This is a genomic window from Sphingomonas lycopersici (genome assembly GCF_026130605.1).
Classification (GTDB): Bacteria; Pseudomonadota; Alphaproteobacteria; order Sphingomonadales; family Sphingomonadaceae; genus Sphingomonas; species Sphingomonas lycopersici.
This window is the reverse complement of the sequence record NZ_JANFAU010000010.1, coordinates 49,242-66,688: the sequence shown is the minus strand read 5'-3', so window position 1 is coordinate 66,688 and position 17,447 is coordinate 49,242. Positions and strand designations below refer to the sequence as shown.

The window sequence follows — 17,447 nt, the reverse complement described above, 5'->3', positions numbered from 1 at the left end:
GGGCGCTACCACAGCGGCACTATAATGCTCCGATCCACCCCGGCGCAGGCCGGGGTCCGGTCGCGATCGGCCCTAGCCCACGCTGCCCTGGCACCCACCCAGCCGATAGACGTGGATCATCCCATCGGTGCGATATCGGTCCCCGCCGCCGTTGCGGTGCCAACCGGGGGCGATGCGCGAGGATTGCGCGCCGATCAGCTGTGCGCCGCTCGCCTGGAGCAGCGCCCCCGCGGCATTGCGCTCGGCATCGACGTCGCGCCCGATATGATGCGTCACCTGCAGCGTGAACAGGCTCAGCCCGACCCCGCGGTCGAAGGTCGCCGCCGCCAGCCAGTCGCGCGGGCCGATCTGCCAGAAGCGGATATGGTGGCGCTTGTCGGCGCTGCGCCCGGCGTCGCGCTGGAATGCGAATTCCTGCATCCGATCGGCGACATAGAGCGGGCTGACCGGCGCCGTCGGATAGGGCCGCGCGAAGACCACGCTCGCCGCGATGCCGAGCGCCGAACGGAAATCGACCGGATCGCTCCCCGACCAGCCCGCGCGACGGAACGCGCAGTCGATCGCCGCGCGCTCGCCGATCAGCCGCAGATTGATCGGATCGCCCGGAATGTCCTGCGCGGTATAGGAAACGAGCTCGTCGCGCTTGCCGATCAATTTATGCTCGTGGCGGCTCCACAATCGCGGCAACCCGCCATAGGCCATCGCGAACCACAATGACGGCACGCCGAGCAGCACCAGCGCGGCGATCGTGCCCCAGCCCCACCGCCGCCGTGCGCGGTCGTCGGGCAGGATCGTGGACAGGCCGGCGCCGGGCATCGGCGAATGCTGCCGCGCTTTCAAGGCGCTGACAATGGCCCTGCGCGACCGGGCGGCGCATCCGTACCCGGCTTTCTAAAGCGCGCCTTTAAGCAAGACGACTTACCCCCTTCCCTTCCTTTCAATCCTGCGCCACCATCACGCGAAAAGCGTAGGAGGGGCATATGCGGAAGGGATTCGCGCTGGCGCTGACGGCGATGCTGTTGGCGTCGTGCGGCGGCACCAAGCAGCAGGCGACGGGCGGCGACACCTCGGGGGTCGGCAAGGTCGACGGCGCGCTGCTCACCACCGGCGGCGACGGCAGCGACTGGGCGATGACCGGGTTCAACTATAAGGAACAGCGCTTCTCCCCGCTGACCCAGATCAACGACAGCAATGTCGGCCAGCTCGGGGTCGCCTGGTATGCCGACATGCCCGATGCGCGCGGGCAGGAAGCCACCCCGATCATCATCGACGGCAAATTGTTCGTCACCGGGCCGTGGTCCAAGGTCTATGCCTATGATGCGGTGACCGGGAAGCAATTGTGGACCTATGACCCCAAGGTCGATCCGCAAAAGGGCGTCCAGGCGTGTTGCGACGTCGTCAACCGCGGCGTCGCGGCGTGGAAGGGGCGGCTCTATCTCGGCACGCTCGACGGGCGGCTGATCGCGCTCGACGCCAAGACCGGCGCGGCGGATTGGTCGGTCCAGACCACCGACACGTCGAAGCCTTATACGATCACCGGCGCGCCGCGCGTGGTGAAGGATATGGTGCTGATCGGCAACGGCGGCGCCGAATTCGGCGTGCGCGGCTATGTCACCGCCTATGACGCAGCGACCGGCGCGAAGAAGTGGCGCTTCTACACCGTCCCCAACCCTGCGGGTGCCAAGGACGGCGAAGCCTCCGACGCGGCGATGCAGAAGGCCGCGCCGACCTGGTCCGCCAACGGCCAGTGGAAGCAATCCGGCGGCGGCGGCACCGTGTGGGATTCGATCGTCTACGATGCCGAGCTCGACCAGCTCTATCTCGGCGTCGGCAACGGCTCACCCTGGAACCACGGCCTCCGCTCGGAGGGACAGGGCGACAATCTGTTCCTCTCCTCGATCGTCGCCTTGAAGCCCGAGACCGGCGAATATCTGTGGCATTATCAGGAGACGCCGGCGGAAAGCTGGGATTTCACCGCGACCCAGCCGATCAACCTCGCGACGCTCAAGATCGACGGCAAGGACCGCAAGGTGCTGATGCAGGCGCCGAAGAACGGCTTCTTTTACGTGATCGACCGCACAGACGGCAAATTGATCAACGCCGGCCAGTATATCCCGGGGGTCAATTGGGCGACCGGTTACGACATGAAGACCGGGCGGCCGATCGAGAATCCCGCGGCGCGCTTCTACAAGACGGGCAAGCCGTTCATCGCTTTGCCCTCGGCGATCGCGGCGCACAACTGGCAGCCGATGAGTTTCAACCCCAAGGCGGGGCTTGCCTATATCCCGGCGCAGATCGTCGCGGCGGGCTATATGGCGGGGAATGCGCCGCTCGATCAGACCAAGCCGATCGGGTTCAACGTCGGCGAGAATATGGACGCGCTGATGTATCCGCGCGACGCCAAGACGATCAAGGCGGCGACCGCCGGGGCGACCGGGCTGCTCGTCGCGTGGGACCCGGTGGCGAACAAGCCGAAATGGACGGTCAAATATCCGACGCCGTGGAACGGCGGGACGATGACCACCGCGGGCAATCTCGTCTTCCAGGGCACGTCATTGGGCGAGTTCCGCGCTTATGCCGCCGATAGCGGCAAGCAATTGCTGAGCTTTCCGGTCGGCACCGGGGTGATGGCCGGTGCGGCGACCTATATGGTCGGCGGCACGCAATATGTCGCGATCCTCGCCGGGCGCGGCGGCGCGCTGCCGCTGTCGCTCGGCTATGCCTATGGCAAGGGGGCGGAGGTGCCCAATCATCCGCGGCTGATCGTGTTCAAGCTCGGCGGCAAAACCGAGCTCCCCGCGACCACCCCGCCCGACAACAGCCCGGTGACCTTGCCGGCGAACGCGGCCACACCCGAACAGGTGGCGCAGGGCCGCGCGCTGTTCGCGCGCTTCTGCCAGGTATGCCACGGCGCCTCGGCGGGCGGCGGCGGCGGGGTGACGCCCAATCTGCAACGCTCGGGCGCGCTCGGCAGCGCGGATGCGTGGAAGTCGATCGTGATCGACGGCGCGCTCAAGGATCAGGGGATGGTCAGCTTCGCCAAGGTGCTGACCCCCGATCAGGCGCAGCTCATCCGGCTCTATGTGATCGACGAGGCGCATTGGGCGCAGAAGAACCTCGGCACGGGGAAATAAGCGCGCGCCTCCCTCTCCCCTCCCTTCAACGGGGAGGGGAGAGGGAGCGGCGACTGCCTCCAAATCCGGCACGCAACCCCGCGATGCCCGATAAACGGGCAGCAATTATGCTGGCCCGCGCGCGAGTCGCCGCCTTGCCCTTCGTGCGCCCGACTGGCACGGTCGATGCAAGCCGTACGCATACGGTGTGAGTTCAACTGGGGGCGGGTAGTTTCGCGTGAAGAAGATCGAGGCGATCATCAAGCCGTTCAAGCTCGATGAGGTGAAGGAAGCGCTGCACGAAGTCGGCGTGTCCGGGATCACCGTCACCGAGGCAAAAGGGTTCGGACGGCAGAAGGGCCACACCGAATTGTATCGCGGCGCCGAATATGTCGTCGACTTCCTGCCCAAGGTGAAGCTGGAGGTCGTCGTCGAGGACGGGCTGGTCGAGCGCGTCGTCGAGGCGGTGGCGCAGGCGGCGCAGACCGGCCGGATCGGCGACGGCAAGATCTTCGTCATCCCCGTTGAAACCGCATTGCGCATCCGCACCGGAGAACGCGACGACGACGCGATCTGAGACGTCATCGACTTATGTGAAACCACTCCCGCCGGCGGCACCGCCCGGCGGCTATCAAGAGCGAAGGGCTTATTATCATGGCAGCGACGGCCAGCGACGTTCTGAAGCGCATCAAGGACGAGGAGATCGAATGGATCGACCTCCGCTTCACCGATCCCAAGGGCAAGTGGCAGCATCTGACGATGGTCGCCAGCATCCTGGGCGAGGATGAGCTGACCGACGGCCTGATGTTCGACGGCTCGTCGATCGCCGGGTGGAAGGCGATCAACGAATCCGACATGATCCTCAAGCCCGATCTGGATGCGGTCTACACCGATCCCTTCTCGGCCACCCCGATGCTGATCCTGATCTGCGACATCGTCGAGCCGTCGACCGGCGAGCTCTACGCCCGCGATCCGCGCTCCACCGCGAAGCGCGCTGAGGCCTATGTGAAGGCCACCGGGATCGGCGACACCGTCTATGTCGGCCCCGAGGCCGAATTCTTCATGTTCGACGACGTCCGCTTCGAGAACAGCTATTCGTCGAGCTACTACAAGATCGACGATATCGAGCTGCCGGGTAATTCGGGCCGCGAATATGAGGGCGGCAACCTCGCCCACCGGCCGCGCGCCAAGGGCGGCTATTTCCCCGTCGCGCCGGTCGATTCGGCGGTCGACATCCGCGGCGAGATGGTCTCGACGATGATCGAGATGGGGCTGCCGTGCGACAAGCACCACCACGAAGTCGCCGCCGCGCAGCACGAGCTGGGCCTGACCTTCGGCACGCTGACCACCACGGCGGACCGGATGCAGATCTACAAATATGTCGTGCACCAGGTCGCCCATGCCTATGGCAAGACCGCGACCTTCATGCCCAAGCCGATCAAGGAAGATAACGGCTCGGGGATGCACACCCATTTCTCGATCTGGCAGGGCAAGAATCCGCTGTTCGCGGGCAACGGCTATGCCGGCCTGTCCGACATGTGCCTCTATTTCATCGGCGGCATCATCAAGCATGCCAAGGCGATCAACGCCTTCACCAACCCGTCGACCAACAGCTACAAGCGGCTGGTGCCGGGTTACGAAGCGCCGGTGCTGCTGGCTTATTCGAGCCGCAACCGCTCGGCCTCGTGCCGCATTCCTTACGGCACCGGCGCCAAGTCGAAGCGCGTCGAGATCCGCTTCCCCGATGCGCTCGCCAACCCCTATCTCGCTTATGCCGCGCTGCTGATGGCGGGGCTCGACGGGATCCAGAACAAGATCCACCCCGGCGAGGCGATGGACAAGAACCTCTACGACCTGCCGCCGGCGGAGCTGGCCAACGTCCCGACCGTCTGCGCCTCGCTGCGCGAAGCGCTCGAGCAGCTTTCGGCGGACCACGACTTCCTGCTCAAGGGCGACGTGTTCTCGAAGGATCAGATCGAGGCCTATATCGAGCTGAAGTACGAGGAAGTCGCGCGCTGGGAGATGACCCCGAGCCCGGTCGAATATGATATGTACTACAGCGGCTGAGCGCGGCCGCCGGCCGCGCGGTGCCGTCCGCCGAAGGCAGGACGGCACAGGCGCTGTCGACCGGCCTCGCTAAAGCGAGGACCGACGGCGCGGCCTTGCCGCGCCGTTTGCGTTTGAGACCACCTATCCCGTTCGGGCTGAGCTTGTCGAAGCCCCGCCCTTCTCTTCCGACGAAGAAAGTACAGCCCTTCGACAAGCTCAGGGCGAACGGTGGGGTGGGCTAGAACGAAAAGCTCGCCCGCGCGGTCAGCCGGTCGCCGCTGTTGCGCGCGTCGGCATAAGGCGAGGCGACGATATCCGCGCGATCGATATTGGTCCCCGAATAATCGAGCCCCAGCGTCAGCGGCCCGGTGATATGGCGCACCCCGACCAGCCAGTCGCTATAGGTCCCCGCCGGGCGCAGCCGCGCCGCGCGCAACGCGTCGTCGACCGAGCCGGACGAGCGCCCGATGCTCGCGGTGAGCGTGAACGGCGTCGCGGGGATGCCGACATTGGCATGCGCGCCGAGATAGAGATTGTCGCCGCCGATCGCGCTTTGCGACGGGGCGTAGCGTAGGTCGGCGCCGATCTGCGCCGGCCCGAGCTGATAGCTCAGCCCCGCGCCGCCCTCGATATAATTCATTCCCCCGCGCGCGCCGGTGAAGAGATGCGCGACCGCGAACGCCTCGCCGCGCACCCCGCCGCCGAGATCGGCGCTATACCCCAGGGTCCCGTCGATCACCGCATCGGCACCGCCCGCGCGCGGGCTGTCGCGCAAGGTGGTGACGCGCGCGCCGATATCGAACCCGGCGGGCAGCCCGACCGTTGCCGATGCCGCGATCGCGGCCTTGCCCTCGCTCCAGCTCAGGCCGCGACGGCGCTCGTCGGTCTCGGCCTCGACCGAGCCGCTGAACGACTGCGCCGCGGCGGGCAGCGCCGTGACCATAAGCAGCCCGGCGGTGATGATTTCGGCGTAGCGCATGTGGACTCCCGTTACGCGTGGTGACAGGGGCGGTGCTATCGCCAACAATCGGCGAAAGTGCGGCAGCGCGATCGGCTCACCCGACGTCCGACAGAATCCGTCGCATCGTGCAGCAAAGGTTGCGGCGCGGCGCGCGCTCCGGCATAGGCGCGCGCATGAAGCTCCGCATCTATGTGACGCTCAAGCCCGGTGTGCTCGATCCGCAGGGCAAGGCGATCGAACACGCGCTCGCCGGCCTCGGCTTTTCAGGCATCGAGGGCGCCCGCGTCGGCAAATTGATCGAGCTCGAGGTCGCCGATTCGACCGACGACTCGGCGATCGACGCGATGTGCCGCCAGCTGCTCGCCAATACCGTGATCGAGAATTATCGCATCGAACGACTGGAGCCGGCGAAATGAAAACCGCGGTCATCGTCTTTCCGGGATCGAATTGCGACCGCGATATCGCGGTGGCGCTGGAAGCGGTGACCGGGCGCAAGCCGGCAATGGTATGGCATCGCGAGAGCGAATTGCCCGAGGGCACCGGGCTCGTCGCTTTACCCGGCGGCTTTTCCTACGGCGATTACCTCCGCTCCGGCGCGATGGCCGCCCGCTCGCCGATCATGCGCGCGGTGTCCGACGCCGCCGCGAAGGGCCTGCCGGTGCTCGGCATCTGCAACGGCTTCCAGGTGCTGACCGAGGCGGGGCTGCTCCCCGGCGCGCTGATGCGCAATGCGGGGCTCAACTTCGTGTGCCGCAACGTCGCGCTGACGGTGGAGAATGCGCAGACCGCCTTCACCAGCCGCTATGCCGCGGGCGAGCGCATCCTGATCCCGGTGGCGCATCACGACGGCAATTATTTCGCCGACGCCGCGACGCTCGACCGCATCGAGGGCGAAGGCCGCGTGGCGTTCCGCTATGCCGAGAACGTCAACGGCAGCGCGCGCAACATCGCGGGCGTGCTCAACGACGCCGGCAACGTGCTCGGCATGATGCCGCACCCCGAACGCCGCATCGAAGCCGCGCACGGCGGCGACGAGGGCCGGCGGCTGTTCGAAGGGCTGTTGGAACTAGTGGCGTAACGCCACTTACAAAGCCCCTTCCCTAATCTTCTTCCTGCCCCCCTCCCTTGAACAAGCGAGGGGGTCGGGGGTGGGTTGGCCCGTGGGGGTAACGGCGCAACCGCCTCATACCCGCCCACCCCAGCCCCTCCGGGGAGCCAAGAGGGCAGGTGGCTGCGGAAAGTTACCGCGCCGGGCCCAGATCGCCCTGCCCGACCGTCCCGCTGGCCATCGACAGCATCGCGTCGAGGCTCTTCTTCGCCTGCAGCCGCAAGGTCTCGTCCATCTCGATCCGCGGCGCGAGGTCGCGCAGCGCGACGTAGAGCTTTTCCATCGTATTGAGCGCCATATAGGGGCAGATATTGCAGTTGCAGTTGCCGTCCGCCCCCGGCGCGCCGATGAAGGTCTTGCCCGGCAGCGCCTTTTCCATCTGGTGGATGATGTGCGGCTCGGTCGCGACGATCAGCGTATCGCCGGCGAACGTCTTGGCATAATCGAGGATCCCGCTGGTCGACCCGACATAATCGGCATGATCGAGGATCACCGGCGGGCATTCGGGGTGCGCGACGATCGGCGCGGTCGGATGCTCGGCCTTGAGCTTGAGCAATTCGGTTTCGCTGAACGCCTCGTGGACGATGCACACGCCGGGCCACAGGATCAGATCGCGCCCGGTCTTGCGCGCGAGATAGCCGCCGAGGTTGCGATCGGGGCCGAAGATCACCTTCTGATCCTTGGGGATCTGCGCGAGGATCTTCTCCGCCGAGGAGGAGGTGACGATCACGTCGGACAGCGCCTTCACCGCCGCCGAGCAATTGATATAGGTCAGCGCGATCGCATCGGGATGCTGCGCGCGGAACGCCGCGAACTGTTCGGGCGGGCACGAATCCTCGAGGCTGCACCCGGCATCCATATCGGGGAGCACGACGATCTTCTCGGGCGAGAGGATCTTCGCGGTCTCGGCCATGAAGCGCACCCCGCAAAAGGCGATGACATCGGCATCGGTCGCCTGCGCCTTGCGGCTGAGATCGAGGCTGTCGCCGACGAAATCGGCCAGATCCTGGATCTCGGGCTTCTGATAATAATGCGCGAGGATGACGGCGTTGCGCTCCTTGCGGAGGCGGTCGATCTCGGCGCGCAGATCAAGGCCGCGCAAATTGGTGGGCTGCTCCATGCCCGGTCAGATGGACCGCCCGCGGCTTGCGATCAAGGGAGCAGTATTCGTCATGCTGACGAAAGTCAGCATCCAGAGCCACAAAGCGCCGTCGCCCGTCACTCTGGATGCCGGATCAAGTCCGGCATGAGGGCCGGGATATCATATGATCCGTTCGCCCTGAGCTTGTCGAAGGGCGTCCCCAACTCTCGGGCGGCAGGACGCCCTTCGACAGGCTCAGGGCGAACGGGGGAGGTACTCCCGATTGGACGCACGATGCACCGCGCTCACTTCGCGTTGCCGAGCACTTCCTCGATGCTGCGGCTGACATCCCAGCGCTGGTCGTTGCGCACCGGATCGTCGGCGAAGCGCACCGTGACGGTCGCGTCGATCCCCGCGGCCTTGAGCGGCATCGCGAAGCTGCGCTCGACCGCGCGGCGCGTCGCGTCCTTCGCCAACGTCATCATCGGCGCGGCGCGTGCCTGGCGGAGCAATTCGCTCTGCCCCGCGGTGCGGTTGGCGGCGTCGAGCGTCTCGCGCGCGTCGGTCAGCGTCATCAATACCCCGCCCGAGCCATAGCTTCGGATCGCGTCGAGATCGATCGCCGGCGGGGTGACCTCGACCGCGGGCAGCCGCACCGACAGCGTCTTGGTCGCGGCATCCCACGCCACGTCGCGCGCCGAAAGCCGGCCGAGATCGACTTCGTAGCGCACCATCCCCGGCATGATCGTCGTGCGCTCGGCGCTCAGCCCGAATTGCGACTGTTTCGAGGTGACCACCGCGACGAACCGCGCGGCGAAGGCCGACAGCCGATTCTGCTCGCGCAGTCCCGACAGGCTGGCATTGGCGATCGTCGTCGGATCGGGGGTGAGCCGCGCGGCGACATAGCGCTGCGCCAGCCACCAGCCGCCCCCCGCCAGCAATATGAGGATCGCCAGCGCGCCGACGAAATCGACGATGAACGGCCTTACGCGCCGCGCCGCCATGCCGCGCCTTCCGCTATCGCCAGCCCGCGCCGCTCAAGATCGACGAGATGCGCGAGCACCGATTGCCCCGCCGCCCCCGCGAGCCGCGGATCGAGCCCGACATACATTTTTCCGACCATCGCCGGGATCGTCGCGACCCCTTCGCCGAGCAGCCGCAGGATCTGTCCCTCGCGCTGCTTGCGGTGGCCGAGCATCCCGCGCACCAGCCGCTGGGGATTTTCCACCGCGTCGCCGTGGCCGGGATAATAGACCCGGTCGTCGCGCCCGATCAGCTTTTCGAGGCTCGCCATATAAGCGGTCATGTCGCCGTCCGGCGGGGAGACCACGCTGGTCGACCAGCCCATGACATGATCGCCCGAAAACAGCGCCTTGCTTTCGAGCAGCGCGAAACAGAGATGGTTGGAGGTATGCCCCGGGGTGGCGAGCGCCTCGAGCGTCCAGCCCTCGCCCGCGACACGCTCGCCGTCGGCGAGCACGCGATCGGGGGCGTAATCGGGATCGAAGGCCGCATCGGCGCGCGGCCCGTCGTCACTGAGGCGGAAGGCGGCGGCGCCGACGATCGGCGCCCCGGTCTCCGCCTTGAGGCGGATCGCGGCGGGCGAATGATCGCGGTGGTGGTGGGTGATGACGATCGCGCGCACCGGCCGCCCGGCGATCGCGGCGAGCAAGGCGGCGTGATGCGCCGCGTCCGCCGGGCCGGGATCGATCACCGCGAGATCGCGGGTGCCGACGATATGCGTCTGCGTGCCGGTGAAGGTATAGGGCGACGGATTGGGCGCCAGAACCCGCGTTACGAGCGGTTCGAGCGCGATCGCGATGCCGGTCGGTGGCTCGTCCATGCCCCGCGAGATGGCGACTGGCGACGGCGAAGGCAAGCGAAAGCGGTGGGAAACTCTCTTCTCCCCTTCGGGGGAGGGGACGGGGGTGGGGCAGGGATCTCACCGAGACCTCTCCCCCGTGACTCCCCCACCCCAACCCCTCCCCTGAAGCGGAGGGGCTTTACGATCACTGATCCGGGTCGGGGATATTATGCTCCATCCGCGCGATGCTGCGATCGATGCTGGCGATCGCCGCGCGCCGCCCTTCCTCGGGCATCGAGGCATTCGCCGCGAGCGACGCGCGGGACGCGCGCAGACCGGCGATCGCGCTGCGCAGCGCGTTGCGCCGGGCCTCGGCGGCGTCGATCCTCGCCGCCTGCCGCGCCGCGTCGCCGGCATGCGCGATACGATCGCGGCAGATCACGGTGACGTTCCGCCCGTCGACGGCGGCGTGCATCGTCATCTCGCTGCCCTCGCCGCAATTCTGCGACGAGACGACCGGCGCCGCGCGCATCGCCCGCGCCGCCGCGCGCTCGGCGCGTGCGGCTTCGCGATCGGCACGCGCCGCCTCGCGGTCGAAATGCATCGGCGGCACAGGGGGTACCGGCGGCACCGGGGCGATCACCTCGACATGCGGCGCCGGCGGCACCGGCGGGACGGGAGGCACCGGCACGGGATGCGCCGCGCGATAGGCGTCGGCGTCCGCGCCCTCATAGACATGGGTCTCGCCGTCATTGTGGACGACGACGCGGTTGCGACGCTCGCCCGGCGCGGGGGTGGCGGCGGGCGCCGGCTGCGCCTCGGGCATCACCGGGGGCGGCGGGCGGAGCAGCGCGCTCGGCTTGATCGCGTCGATATCGATCCCGGTGGCGCGCTCCATCCGCGCGCGCATCTGTTCCGCGGCGGCGGTGCCGGTCGCGGTCAGCCCGAGCGCGGCGGCGCCCAATGCCACCACCCCGACGCCCCCGGCGAGCAGCCGCGCGCGGGTGGCGGGGGTAGCGAGCATCCGCAGCCGCCCCTTGAGATCGTCGACCGTATGAAGATGGCACGCCGCGGCGATCGCCCCGCCGTGCGCCGCCTTGACGATCGCGCAGGCATAAGCGTGGCGCTCGCTCGCGCTGCGCCCGGCGAGGACGCGCGCGTCATTGGCCATTTCCTGATCGGCGCGATAGGCGCGGAAGGCGAACCACGCCAGCGGGTTGAACCAGTGCAGCGCGAGCACCGCCAGCGCGACCCAATTGGCGATCAGATCGCCGCGCGCGTGATGCCCGAGCTCGTGCGCCAGCGCGAGTTCGCGCTCGCCCGCGTCGTAGCGCCCGGCGAAATCGCGCGGAAAGGCGACGAAGCGCCGCGTCACCCCGAAGGCGAGCGGCCCGGCGGCGGCGGGGCTCGCGACGATCGTCACCCCGTCGATCCGGTCGAGCGGGGTCGCGGCGGCAAGCAGCCGGCGGCGGAAGCGCCGATAGGTGACGAACTGCCAGCCGATCACCGCAAGCGCCCCGACGCCCCACAACAGCACGAACCCCGCGCCGAGCAGCGCCGCCAGCGAATGCGTCGCCGCCGCGGGCGTATCCGTCGCCGGCAGGATCATCACCGACATCTCGCGCCCCATATCGTGGAGCGGCGCGGCGAGCGGCGGCACCACGCCGTCGCGCAACGTGGTCGGCAACGGCGGCAGGAGCAGCCGCAGCACGGGCAGCAGCCACAGGGCATAAGCGACGGGCGCGCCGAACGCGCGGCGCACGGGGATGCGGATCGCCAGCACGAGGGCGATCAGCAGGGCCGAGGCGAGCAACGCCTCCACCGCCCAGGCGATCATTGTTTGAGCGCCTTCAGCAGCGCTTCGATCTCGGCGATATCCTGCGCCGACAATTGGTCGCGCTCGGCGAGATGCGCGACGAGCGGGGTGAGCTTGCCGCCGAACAGCCGATCGATCAGCCGCCGCGATTCGCCCGAGACGTAATCGCCGCGCTGCACCGCCGGACGATAGAGATAGCGCCGGCCGTCCTCCTCATGCGCGACCGCGCTCTTGGCGAGCAGCCGGCCGAGCAAGGTCTTGACGGTGTTGACGCTCCACCCGCGATCGGGGCCGACACGCTCGGCCACCTCCTGCGCGGTGAGCGGGGATTCATCCCACAACACCTCCATCACGGCATGTTCGGCATCGCTGATCCGTTCCGCCACGACTCGACATCCTCTTCTAATGACTACGGCTGTAATTGCACCGATTACAGCCGTGGTCAAGATCAGGATTCACGTCATTCCCGCGAAGGCGGGAATCCATTCGCACAGGTCGCGGAGAGACTCGCGAGGTCAGCCAGAATGGATTCCCGCCTTCGCGGGAATAACGAATTCTGTCGGAATATTTTACACCCGACGCTCATGATAAAGCATCGTTAACCAGCGTATCGCTAGGTTTGCCGCCGGTCGGCCCGGCTGGCACGCGCGCTGCATCGCGTATCGTACACCAAGCGTAAGTCACGCTTCAGCAGGGCGGGTGCGTCGTTCGCGACGCCCCGCCCTCACCCGTTTGGCGATACAGAGGAACGGCTCCGTGTCCCTGACCACCCCGGCGCAGGCCGGGGTCCAGTCACGACCGGCCCGATGCTTGCCCCCGGCCTTCACCGGGGTGGAAGCTAGATCGGCAAGCGAGCCGCTCGCCCCGCCCTCACCCGTTATTCGGCCTTGGCATAGCCCTGGACCAGCTCGGCCAGTTCGCCGGATTCGTACATCTCCATCATGATGTCCGATCCGCCGACGAATTCGCCGCCGACATAGAGCTGCGGGATCGTCGGCCAGTCCGAATAGGCCTTGATCCCCTGGCGCACGCCCTGATCCTGCAGCACGTCGACGCTTTCGAACGCGACGCCCAGATGCTGGAGGATCGCCACCGCGCGGCTCGAAAAGCCGCATTGCGGGAACAACGGGCTGCCCTTCATGAACAGCACGACGGGATTGTTCTTCACCACCGCATCGATGCGGGCCTGGACGTCTTCGGTCATCGCCGGTTCCTCAAACTATCTGTAAGCCGTTATTTCGGAACGGCAGTGGTAAGCTGCAAGGCGTGGAGCACGCCGCCCATCCGCCCGCCGAGCGCGGCATAGACCGCCTGATGCTGCTTGACCCGCGTCATCCCCGCGAACGAGGCGCTGGTGACGCGCGCGGCATAATGATCGCCGTCGCCCGCGAGATCGGTGATCTCCACCGCCGCATCGGGAATGCCTTCACGGATCAGCGCGGCGATATCGTCGGCCGCCATCGGCATGTTATTGCGCTTCCATCAGCTGGCGGCGCGCCTCGACGGTCTGCTCGTCGAGCGCGCGGCGCACGGCGGCCTCGTCGGCCTCGACCCCGGCCGAGGTGAGATCGCCGAGCACCTTGCGCACCACATCGTCGTCGCCCGCCTCTTCGAGATCGGCGTGAACCACCGTCTTGGCATAGGCATCGGCCTCGGCGGGGGTGAGCTTCATCAGCTCCGCCGCCCATTGCCCGAGCAGACGGTTGCGGCGCGCGACGATGCGGAACGCCAGTTCCTCATCCCGCGCGAACTTGGTCTCGAAAGCGCGCTCGCGATCGTCGAACGTGGTCATGTCTGCTCCCAATCTAACTCCGGATGGAGATAGAGAGCGCATGCCTCCCGCGCAACGGGGGGTTATCGGCGCGTAGCCCCTCTTTCTCCCCTCCCTTGAACAAGAGAGGGGTCGGGGTTGGGTTGGCCTGCGAGGAAGCGGATCGGTGCCTCTCATACCCACCCACCCCCAGCCCCTCCCTTCACCAGGGAGGGGAGCAGCGGGTCACGGCTATTCCGCCACCCGCACCACGAGCTTGCCGATCGCGTCGCGCCGGCCGAGCCGGGCGATCGCCTCGCCGCCCTGTTCGAGCGGGAACACCCCGGTCACCTTGGGCGCGATCTTGCCCGCCGCCCATAGCTCGAACAGCCGCGCGATATTGGCGCGGTTAGCCTGCGGATCGCGCGCGGCGAAGGCGCCCCAGAACACCCCGCACACGTCGCAGCTCTTGAGCAAAGTCAGGTTGAGCGGCAGCCGCGGGATGCCCGCGGGGAAGCCGATCACCAGATAGCGTCCCTCCCATGCGATCGAGCGCAGCGCGGGCTCGGCATAATCGCCGCCGACCGCGTCATAGACGAGGTTGAAGCCGTCCGACCCCGCCTTGGCCTTGAACGCATCCGCCAGCGCCTTCGATTCCTCCTTGGAAAACGGCCCGCGGCCATAGATCAGCACGTCGTCTGCCCCGGCGTCGCGCACCGCCTGCGCCTTTTCCTCCGAGGAGACCGCACCGACCACCCGCGCGCCGAGCGCCTTGCCCAGCTCGACCGCGGCGAGCCCGACACCGCCCGCGGCGCCGAGCACCAACAGCGAATCGCCCGCCTTGATATGCCCGCGATCGACCAAAGCGTGGATCGTCGTACCGTAGGTGAGCAGCATCGAGGCGCCTTCCTCGAAACTGCGCTCGGCCGGGAGCGGATAGAGCGCGGCTTCGCGGAAGGCGACGCGCTCGGCCATCGCGCCCATCCCGCTATTGCCCATCACGCGATCGCCGGGCTTGAACGCCGAGACGCCCTCGCCGACGCTGACCACCACCCCCGATGCCTCGCCGCCCGGCGCGAACGGCCGCGGCGGCTTGAACTGATATTTGTCCTCGATCACCAGCACGTCGGGATAATTGACCGCGCACGCCTTCACCGCGACCACCACCTCGCCCGGCTTGGGCGTCGGCTCGGGCAAGTCGCCGATCGTCAGGGTTTCCGGTCCGCCGATCGCGGTCGACAGCAATGCGCGCATGTCCGCTCCTTCGCTCTTTTTCGAATTAACGGTATCGTCTTGCAGCGCGCGGCGCGGCGCGTCCAGACCCTTTAAAGCCCCTCCCCTTCAGGGGAGGGGTTTTGGGGTGGGGGAGTCGGGAGTTATGGGCGGACGGTCTCGGTGAGACATCGCCCCACCCCCTGCCCCTCCCCTGAAGGGGAGGGGAGTTTTCACTTACGCCGCCCGCTGGCTCACCCACGGACGCGCGCCGTCGATCTCGGCCTCGTAGCGCGTGATCGCTTCGTCGCGCTCCAGCGTCAGCCCGATCTCGTCGAGCCCGTGCATCAGGCACTCGCGACGGAACGGATCGAGCGAGAATTCGAACCGGTCCTGGAACGGCGTGGTCACCGTCATATGCTCCAGATCGACGGTGATCGGATCGGTCTTGGCGACTTCGAGCAGCCGGTCGATCGCTTCCTGCGGCAGCACGACGGTGACGATGCCGTTCTTGAACGCATTGCCCGAGAAGATGTCGGAGAAGCTCGGCGCGATCACCGCCTTGATCCCGAGATCGCCGAGCGCCCAGGCGGCATGTTCGCGGCTCGATCCGCAGCCGAAATTGTCCCCCGCGATCAGGATCGGCGCGCCGGCATAAGCGGGATCGTCGAACACATTGCCCGGCACCGCGCGCACCGTTTCGAACGCGCCGCGCCCCAGCCCGGCGCGGGTGATCGTCTTGAGCCAATGCGCGGGGATGATCACATCGGTATCGACGTTCTTCTGGCCCCACGGATAGGCGCGGCCGGAAACGCTCGTCACGGCTTCCATTACATCACTCCTCACGCACGCGGCTGTATCAGCGCGTCGCCGTCTTTTCCTTGGTCGCCCCGGCGGTCTTGGCGATCGCGGCATAAGCGGCGACCCCGCTCAGCAGCGATCCGACGACCAGCAACACCAGCACGTTCTTCATCGCGCCCTCCCCTCTCTCAACCGATCAACTCGCGCACGTCGGTCAGCCGCCCGCTCACCGCCGCCGCCGCCGCCATTGCGGGCGAGACGAGGTGGGTGCGCGCACCCGGCCCCTGCCGCCCGACGAAATTGCGGTTGCTGGTCGACGCGCAGCGCTCGCCCGCCGGCACCTTGTCCGGGTTCATCGCGAGGCACATCGAGCAGCCCGGCTCGCGCCATTCGAACCCCGCCGCGGTGAAGATCCGGTCGAGCCCCTCGGCCTCGGCCTGCTGCTTGACCAGCCCCGAGCCGGGGACGACCATCGCGCGCACCCCGTTTGCGACGTGCCGCCCGTCGGCCACCGCTGCCGCCGCGCGCAGATCCTCGATCCGGCTGTTGGTGCAGCTGCCGATGAAGACATGCTGGATCGCGACGTCCTGCATCCGCGTCCCCGGGGCGAGCCCCATATAGTCGAGCGACTTGCGCGCCGCCGCCTGTTTGGAGGGATCGGCGAAGCTTTCGGGATCGGGAACGACGCCGGTGATCGGCACGACATCCTCCGGGCTGGTGCCCCAGGTGAGGCCCGGCGCGATATCGCTCGCGTCGAGCACGACGCTTTTGTCATACACCGCCCCGGCGTCGGTGGCGAGTGAGCGCCACCAATCGACCGCTTTGTCCCAATCCGCGCCGGTCGGCGCCATCGCGCGGCCCTTGAGATAGGCGAAGGTCGTGTCGTCGGGCGCGATCATCCCGGCGCGCGCACCGCCCTCGATCGACATGTTGGCGACGGTCAGCCGCCCTTCGAGCGACATCGCGCGGATCACATCGCCGGTATATTCGATGACATAGCCGGTGCCGCCCGCCGCGCCGATCCGCCCGATGATCGCGAGGATCACGTCCTTCGGGCTGACCCCGAAGCCGAGCGTGCCGTCGACGCGGACTTCCATCGTCTTGGATTGCGACAGCAGCAGCGTCTGCGTGGCGAGCACATGCTCGACCTCGCTGGTGCCGATCCCGAACGCCAGAGCGCCGAGCGCGCCATGCGCCGAGGTATGGCTGTCGCCGCACACCACCGTCGTGCCGGGCAGGGTGAAGCCCTGTTCGGGGCCGACGACGTGGACGATGCCCTGCGCCGGCGCGAGCGCGTCGATATAGGGAACGCCGAATTCCGCGACATTGTGGCGCAGCGCGGCGAGCTGGGTCGCGCTTTCCGGGTCGGCGATCGGCAGCTCGCGGCCGTTCGCGTCGACCCGCGGGGTGGTCGGCAGGTTGTGATCGGGGACGGCGAGCGTCAGATCGGGCCGGCGCACCTTGCGGCCGGCGGCGCGAAGCCCCTCGAACGCCTGCGGGCTGGTGACCTCATGAACGAGGTGGCGATCGATATAGATCAGGCAGGTCCCGTCGTCGCGCCGTTCGACGACGTGCGCGTTCCAGACCTTTTCGTAGAGCGTGAGCGGGCGAGTGGCCATGATGCGAGACGCCTTAGAAGCCTAATCGCTTCAGGGCAACGTCATGATCGTCCGGTTTTTATGCTTATGGCGTAATGAAATTGCGCGAGCCCTGCTCCCCTCCCTCGTGAAGGGAGGGGCTGGGGTGGGGCGG

At 67.5% G+C, this 17,447-nt stretch carries 18 protein-coding genes; 5 read left to right on the top strand and 13 right to left on the bottom strand.

The features are described from left to right. Positions 1–72: 72 nt before the first annotated feature. Positions 73–816, bottom strand: coding sequence for an LssY C-terminal domain-containing protein (locus NED98_RS17470; RefSeq protein ID WP_265313862.1), 744 nt, complete (start codon positions 814–816; stop codon positions 73–75). 164 nt (positions 817–980) lie between these two features. Between NED98_RS17470 and NED98_RS17465 the strand changes: the two genes are divergently transcribed. The 3 genes from NED98_RS17465 to glnA all read left to right on the top strand — a co-directional run bounded on the left by NED98_RS17465 (position 981) and on the right by glnA (position 5,180). Further along, positions 981–3,134: a PQQ-dependent dehydrogenase, methanol/ethanol family gene (locus NED98_RS17465; protein WP_265313861.1), complete on the top strand. Its 2,154-nt coding sequence runs from the start codon at positions 981–983 to the stop codon at positions 3,132–3,134. Between the two features lie 217 nt (positions 3,135–3,351). After that, a complete protein-coding gene (locus tag NED98_RS17460; RefSeq protein WP_174836063.1) occupies positions 3,352–3,690 on the top strand; it encodes a P-II family nitrogen regulator in 339 nt (112 codons plus the stop codon). 77 nt (positions 3,691–3,767) lie between these two features. Further along, positions 3,768–5,180 (top strand): type I glutamate--ammonia ligase, encoded by a 1,413-nt coding sequence (gene glnA, locus NED98_RS17455; protein WP_179513374.1) that lies wholly within the window; start codon positions 3,768–3,770, stop codon positions 5,178–5,180. Positions 5,181–5,400: 220 nt separating this feature from the next. Here glnA and NED98_RS17450 read toward each other — a convergent pair whose 3' ends face one another. Further along, positions 5,401–6,141, bottom strand: coding sequence for a TorF family putative porin (locus tag NED98_RS17450; protein ID WP_179513373.1), 741 nt, complete (start codon positions 6,139–6,141; stop codon positions 5,401–5,403). Positions 6,142–6,296: 155 nt separating this feature from the next. On the opposite strand from NED98_RS17450, the gene purS reads away from it, so the two are divergent. Together purS and purQ are read left to right on the top strand one after the other, a co-directional pair. Next, positions 6,297–6,539, top strand: coding sequence for a phosphoribosylformylglycinamidine synthase subunit PurS (gene purS, locus NED98_RS17445; RefSeq protein ID WP_179513372.1), 243 nt, complete (start codon positions 6,297–6,299; stop codon positions 6,537–6,539). After that, positions 6,536–7,201, top strand: a complete 666-nt coding sequence (gene purQ / locus NED98_RS17440) for a phosphoribosylformylglycinamidine synthase subunit PurQ (RefSeq protein ID WP_179513371.1) — start codon at positions 6,536–6,538, stop codon at positions 7,199–7,201. Before purS ends, purQ begins: the two co-directional genes overlap by 4 nt. 163 nt (positions 7,202–7,364) lie before the next feature. On the opposite strand, the gene nadA is transcribed toward purQ, so the two are convergent. The 11 genes from nadA to leuC form a co-directional block, all read right to left on the bottom strand. After that, positions 7,365–8,351 carry a quinolinate synthase NadA gene (nadA, locus tag NED98_RS17435; protein WP_265313860.1) on the bottom strand — a complete coding sequence of 329 codons (987 nt, stop codon included), beginning with the start codon at positions 8,349–8,351 and terminating at the stop codon, positions 7,365–7,367. A 266-nt stretch (positions 8,352–8,617) separates the two neighbouring features. After that, complete coding sequence (locus NED98_RS17430; protein ID WP_179513369.1) at positions 8,618–9,316, bottom strand: DUF4230 domain-containing protein; 699 nt, start codon at positions 9,314–9,316, stop codon at positions 8,618–8,620. After that, positions 9,298–10,155: an MBL fold metallo-hydrolase gene (locus tag NED98_RS17425; protein WP_179513368.1), complete on the bottom strand. Its 858-nt coding sequence runs from the start codon at positions 10,153–10,155 to the stop codon at positions 9,298–9,300. Before NED98_RS17425 ends, NED98_RS17430 begins: the two co-directional genes overlap by 19 nt. A gap of 166 nt (positions 10,156–10,321) precedes the next feature. After that, a complete protein-coding gene (locus NED98_RS17420) occupies positions 10,322–11,953 on the bottom strand; it encodes a M56 family metallopeptidase (protein ID WP_179513367.1) in 1,632 nt (543 codons plus the stop codon). Continuing rightward, positions 11,950–12,318 carry a BlaI/MecI/CopY family transcriptional regulator gene (locus tag NED98_RS17415; protein ID WP_179513366.1) on the bottom strand — a complete coding sequence of 123 codons (369 nt, stop codon included), beginning with the start codon at positions 12,316–12,318 and terminating at the stop codon, positions 11,950–11,952. Before NED98_RS17415 ends, NED98_RS17420 begins: the two co-directional genes overlap by 4 nt. A gap of 491 nt (positions 12,319–12,809) precedes the next feature. After that, complete coding sequence (grxD, locus tag NED98_RS17410; protein WP_179513365.1) at positions 12,810–13,136, bottom strand: Grx4 family monothiol glutaredoxin; 327 nt, start codon at positions 13,134–13,136, stop codon at positions 12,810–12,812. A gap of 29 nt (positions 13,137–13,165) precedes the next feature. Beyond that, positions 13,166–13,399, bottom strand: coding sequence for a BolA/IbaG family iron-sulfur metabolism protein (locus tag NED98_RS17405; protein ID WP_179513364.1), 234 nt, complete (start codon positions 13,397–13,399; stop codon positions 13,166–13,168). Position 13,400: 1 nt separating this feature from the next. Beyond that, positions 13,401–13,724: a DUF1476 domain-containing protein gene (locus NED98_RS17400; RefSeq protein ID WP_179513363.1), complete on the bottom strand. Its 324-nt coding sequence runs from the start codon at positions 13,722–13,724 to the stop codon at positions 13,401–13,403. Positions 13,725–13,934: 210 nt separating this feature from the next. After that, on the bottom strand, positions 13,935–14,936 hold the full coding sequence (locus NED98_RS17395; protein WP_265313859.1) for an NADPH:quinone oxidoreductase family protein: 1,002 nt from the start codon (positions 14,934–14,936) through the stop codon (positions 13,935–13,937). Between the two features lie 195 nt (positions 14,937–15,131). Next, the gene (leuD, locus tag NED98_RS17390) at positions 15,132–15,725 is read right to left on the bottom strand and encodes a 3-isopropylmalate dehydratase small subunit (RefSeq protein ID WP_265313858.1); all 594 of its coding nucleotides are present in this window, start codon (positions 15,723–15,725) and stop codon (positions 15,132–15,134) included. Positions 15,726–15,883: 158 nt separating this feature from the next. Then, complete coding sequence (gene leuC, locus NED98_RS17385) at positions 15,884–17,314, bottom strand: 3-isopropylmalate dehydratase large subunit (protein ID WP_179513360.1); 1,431 nt, start codon at positions 17,312–17,314, stop codon at positions 15,884–15,886. Between the last annotated feature and the right edge of the window lie 133 nt (positions 17,315–17,447).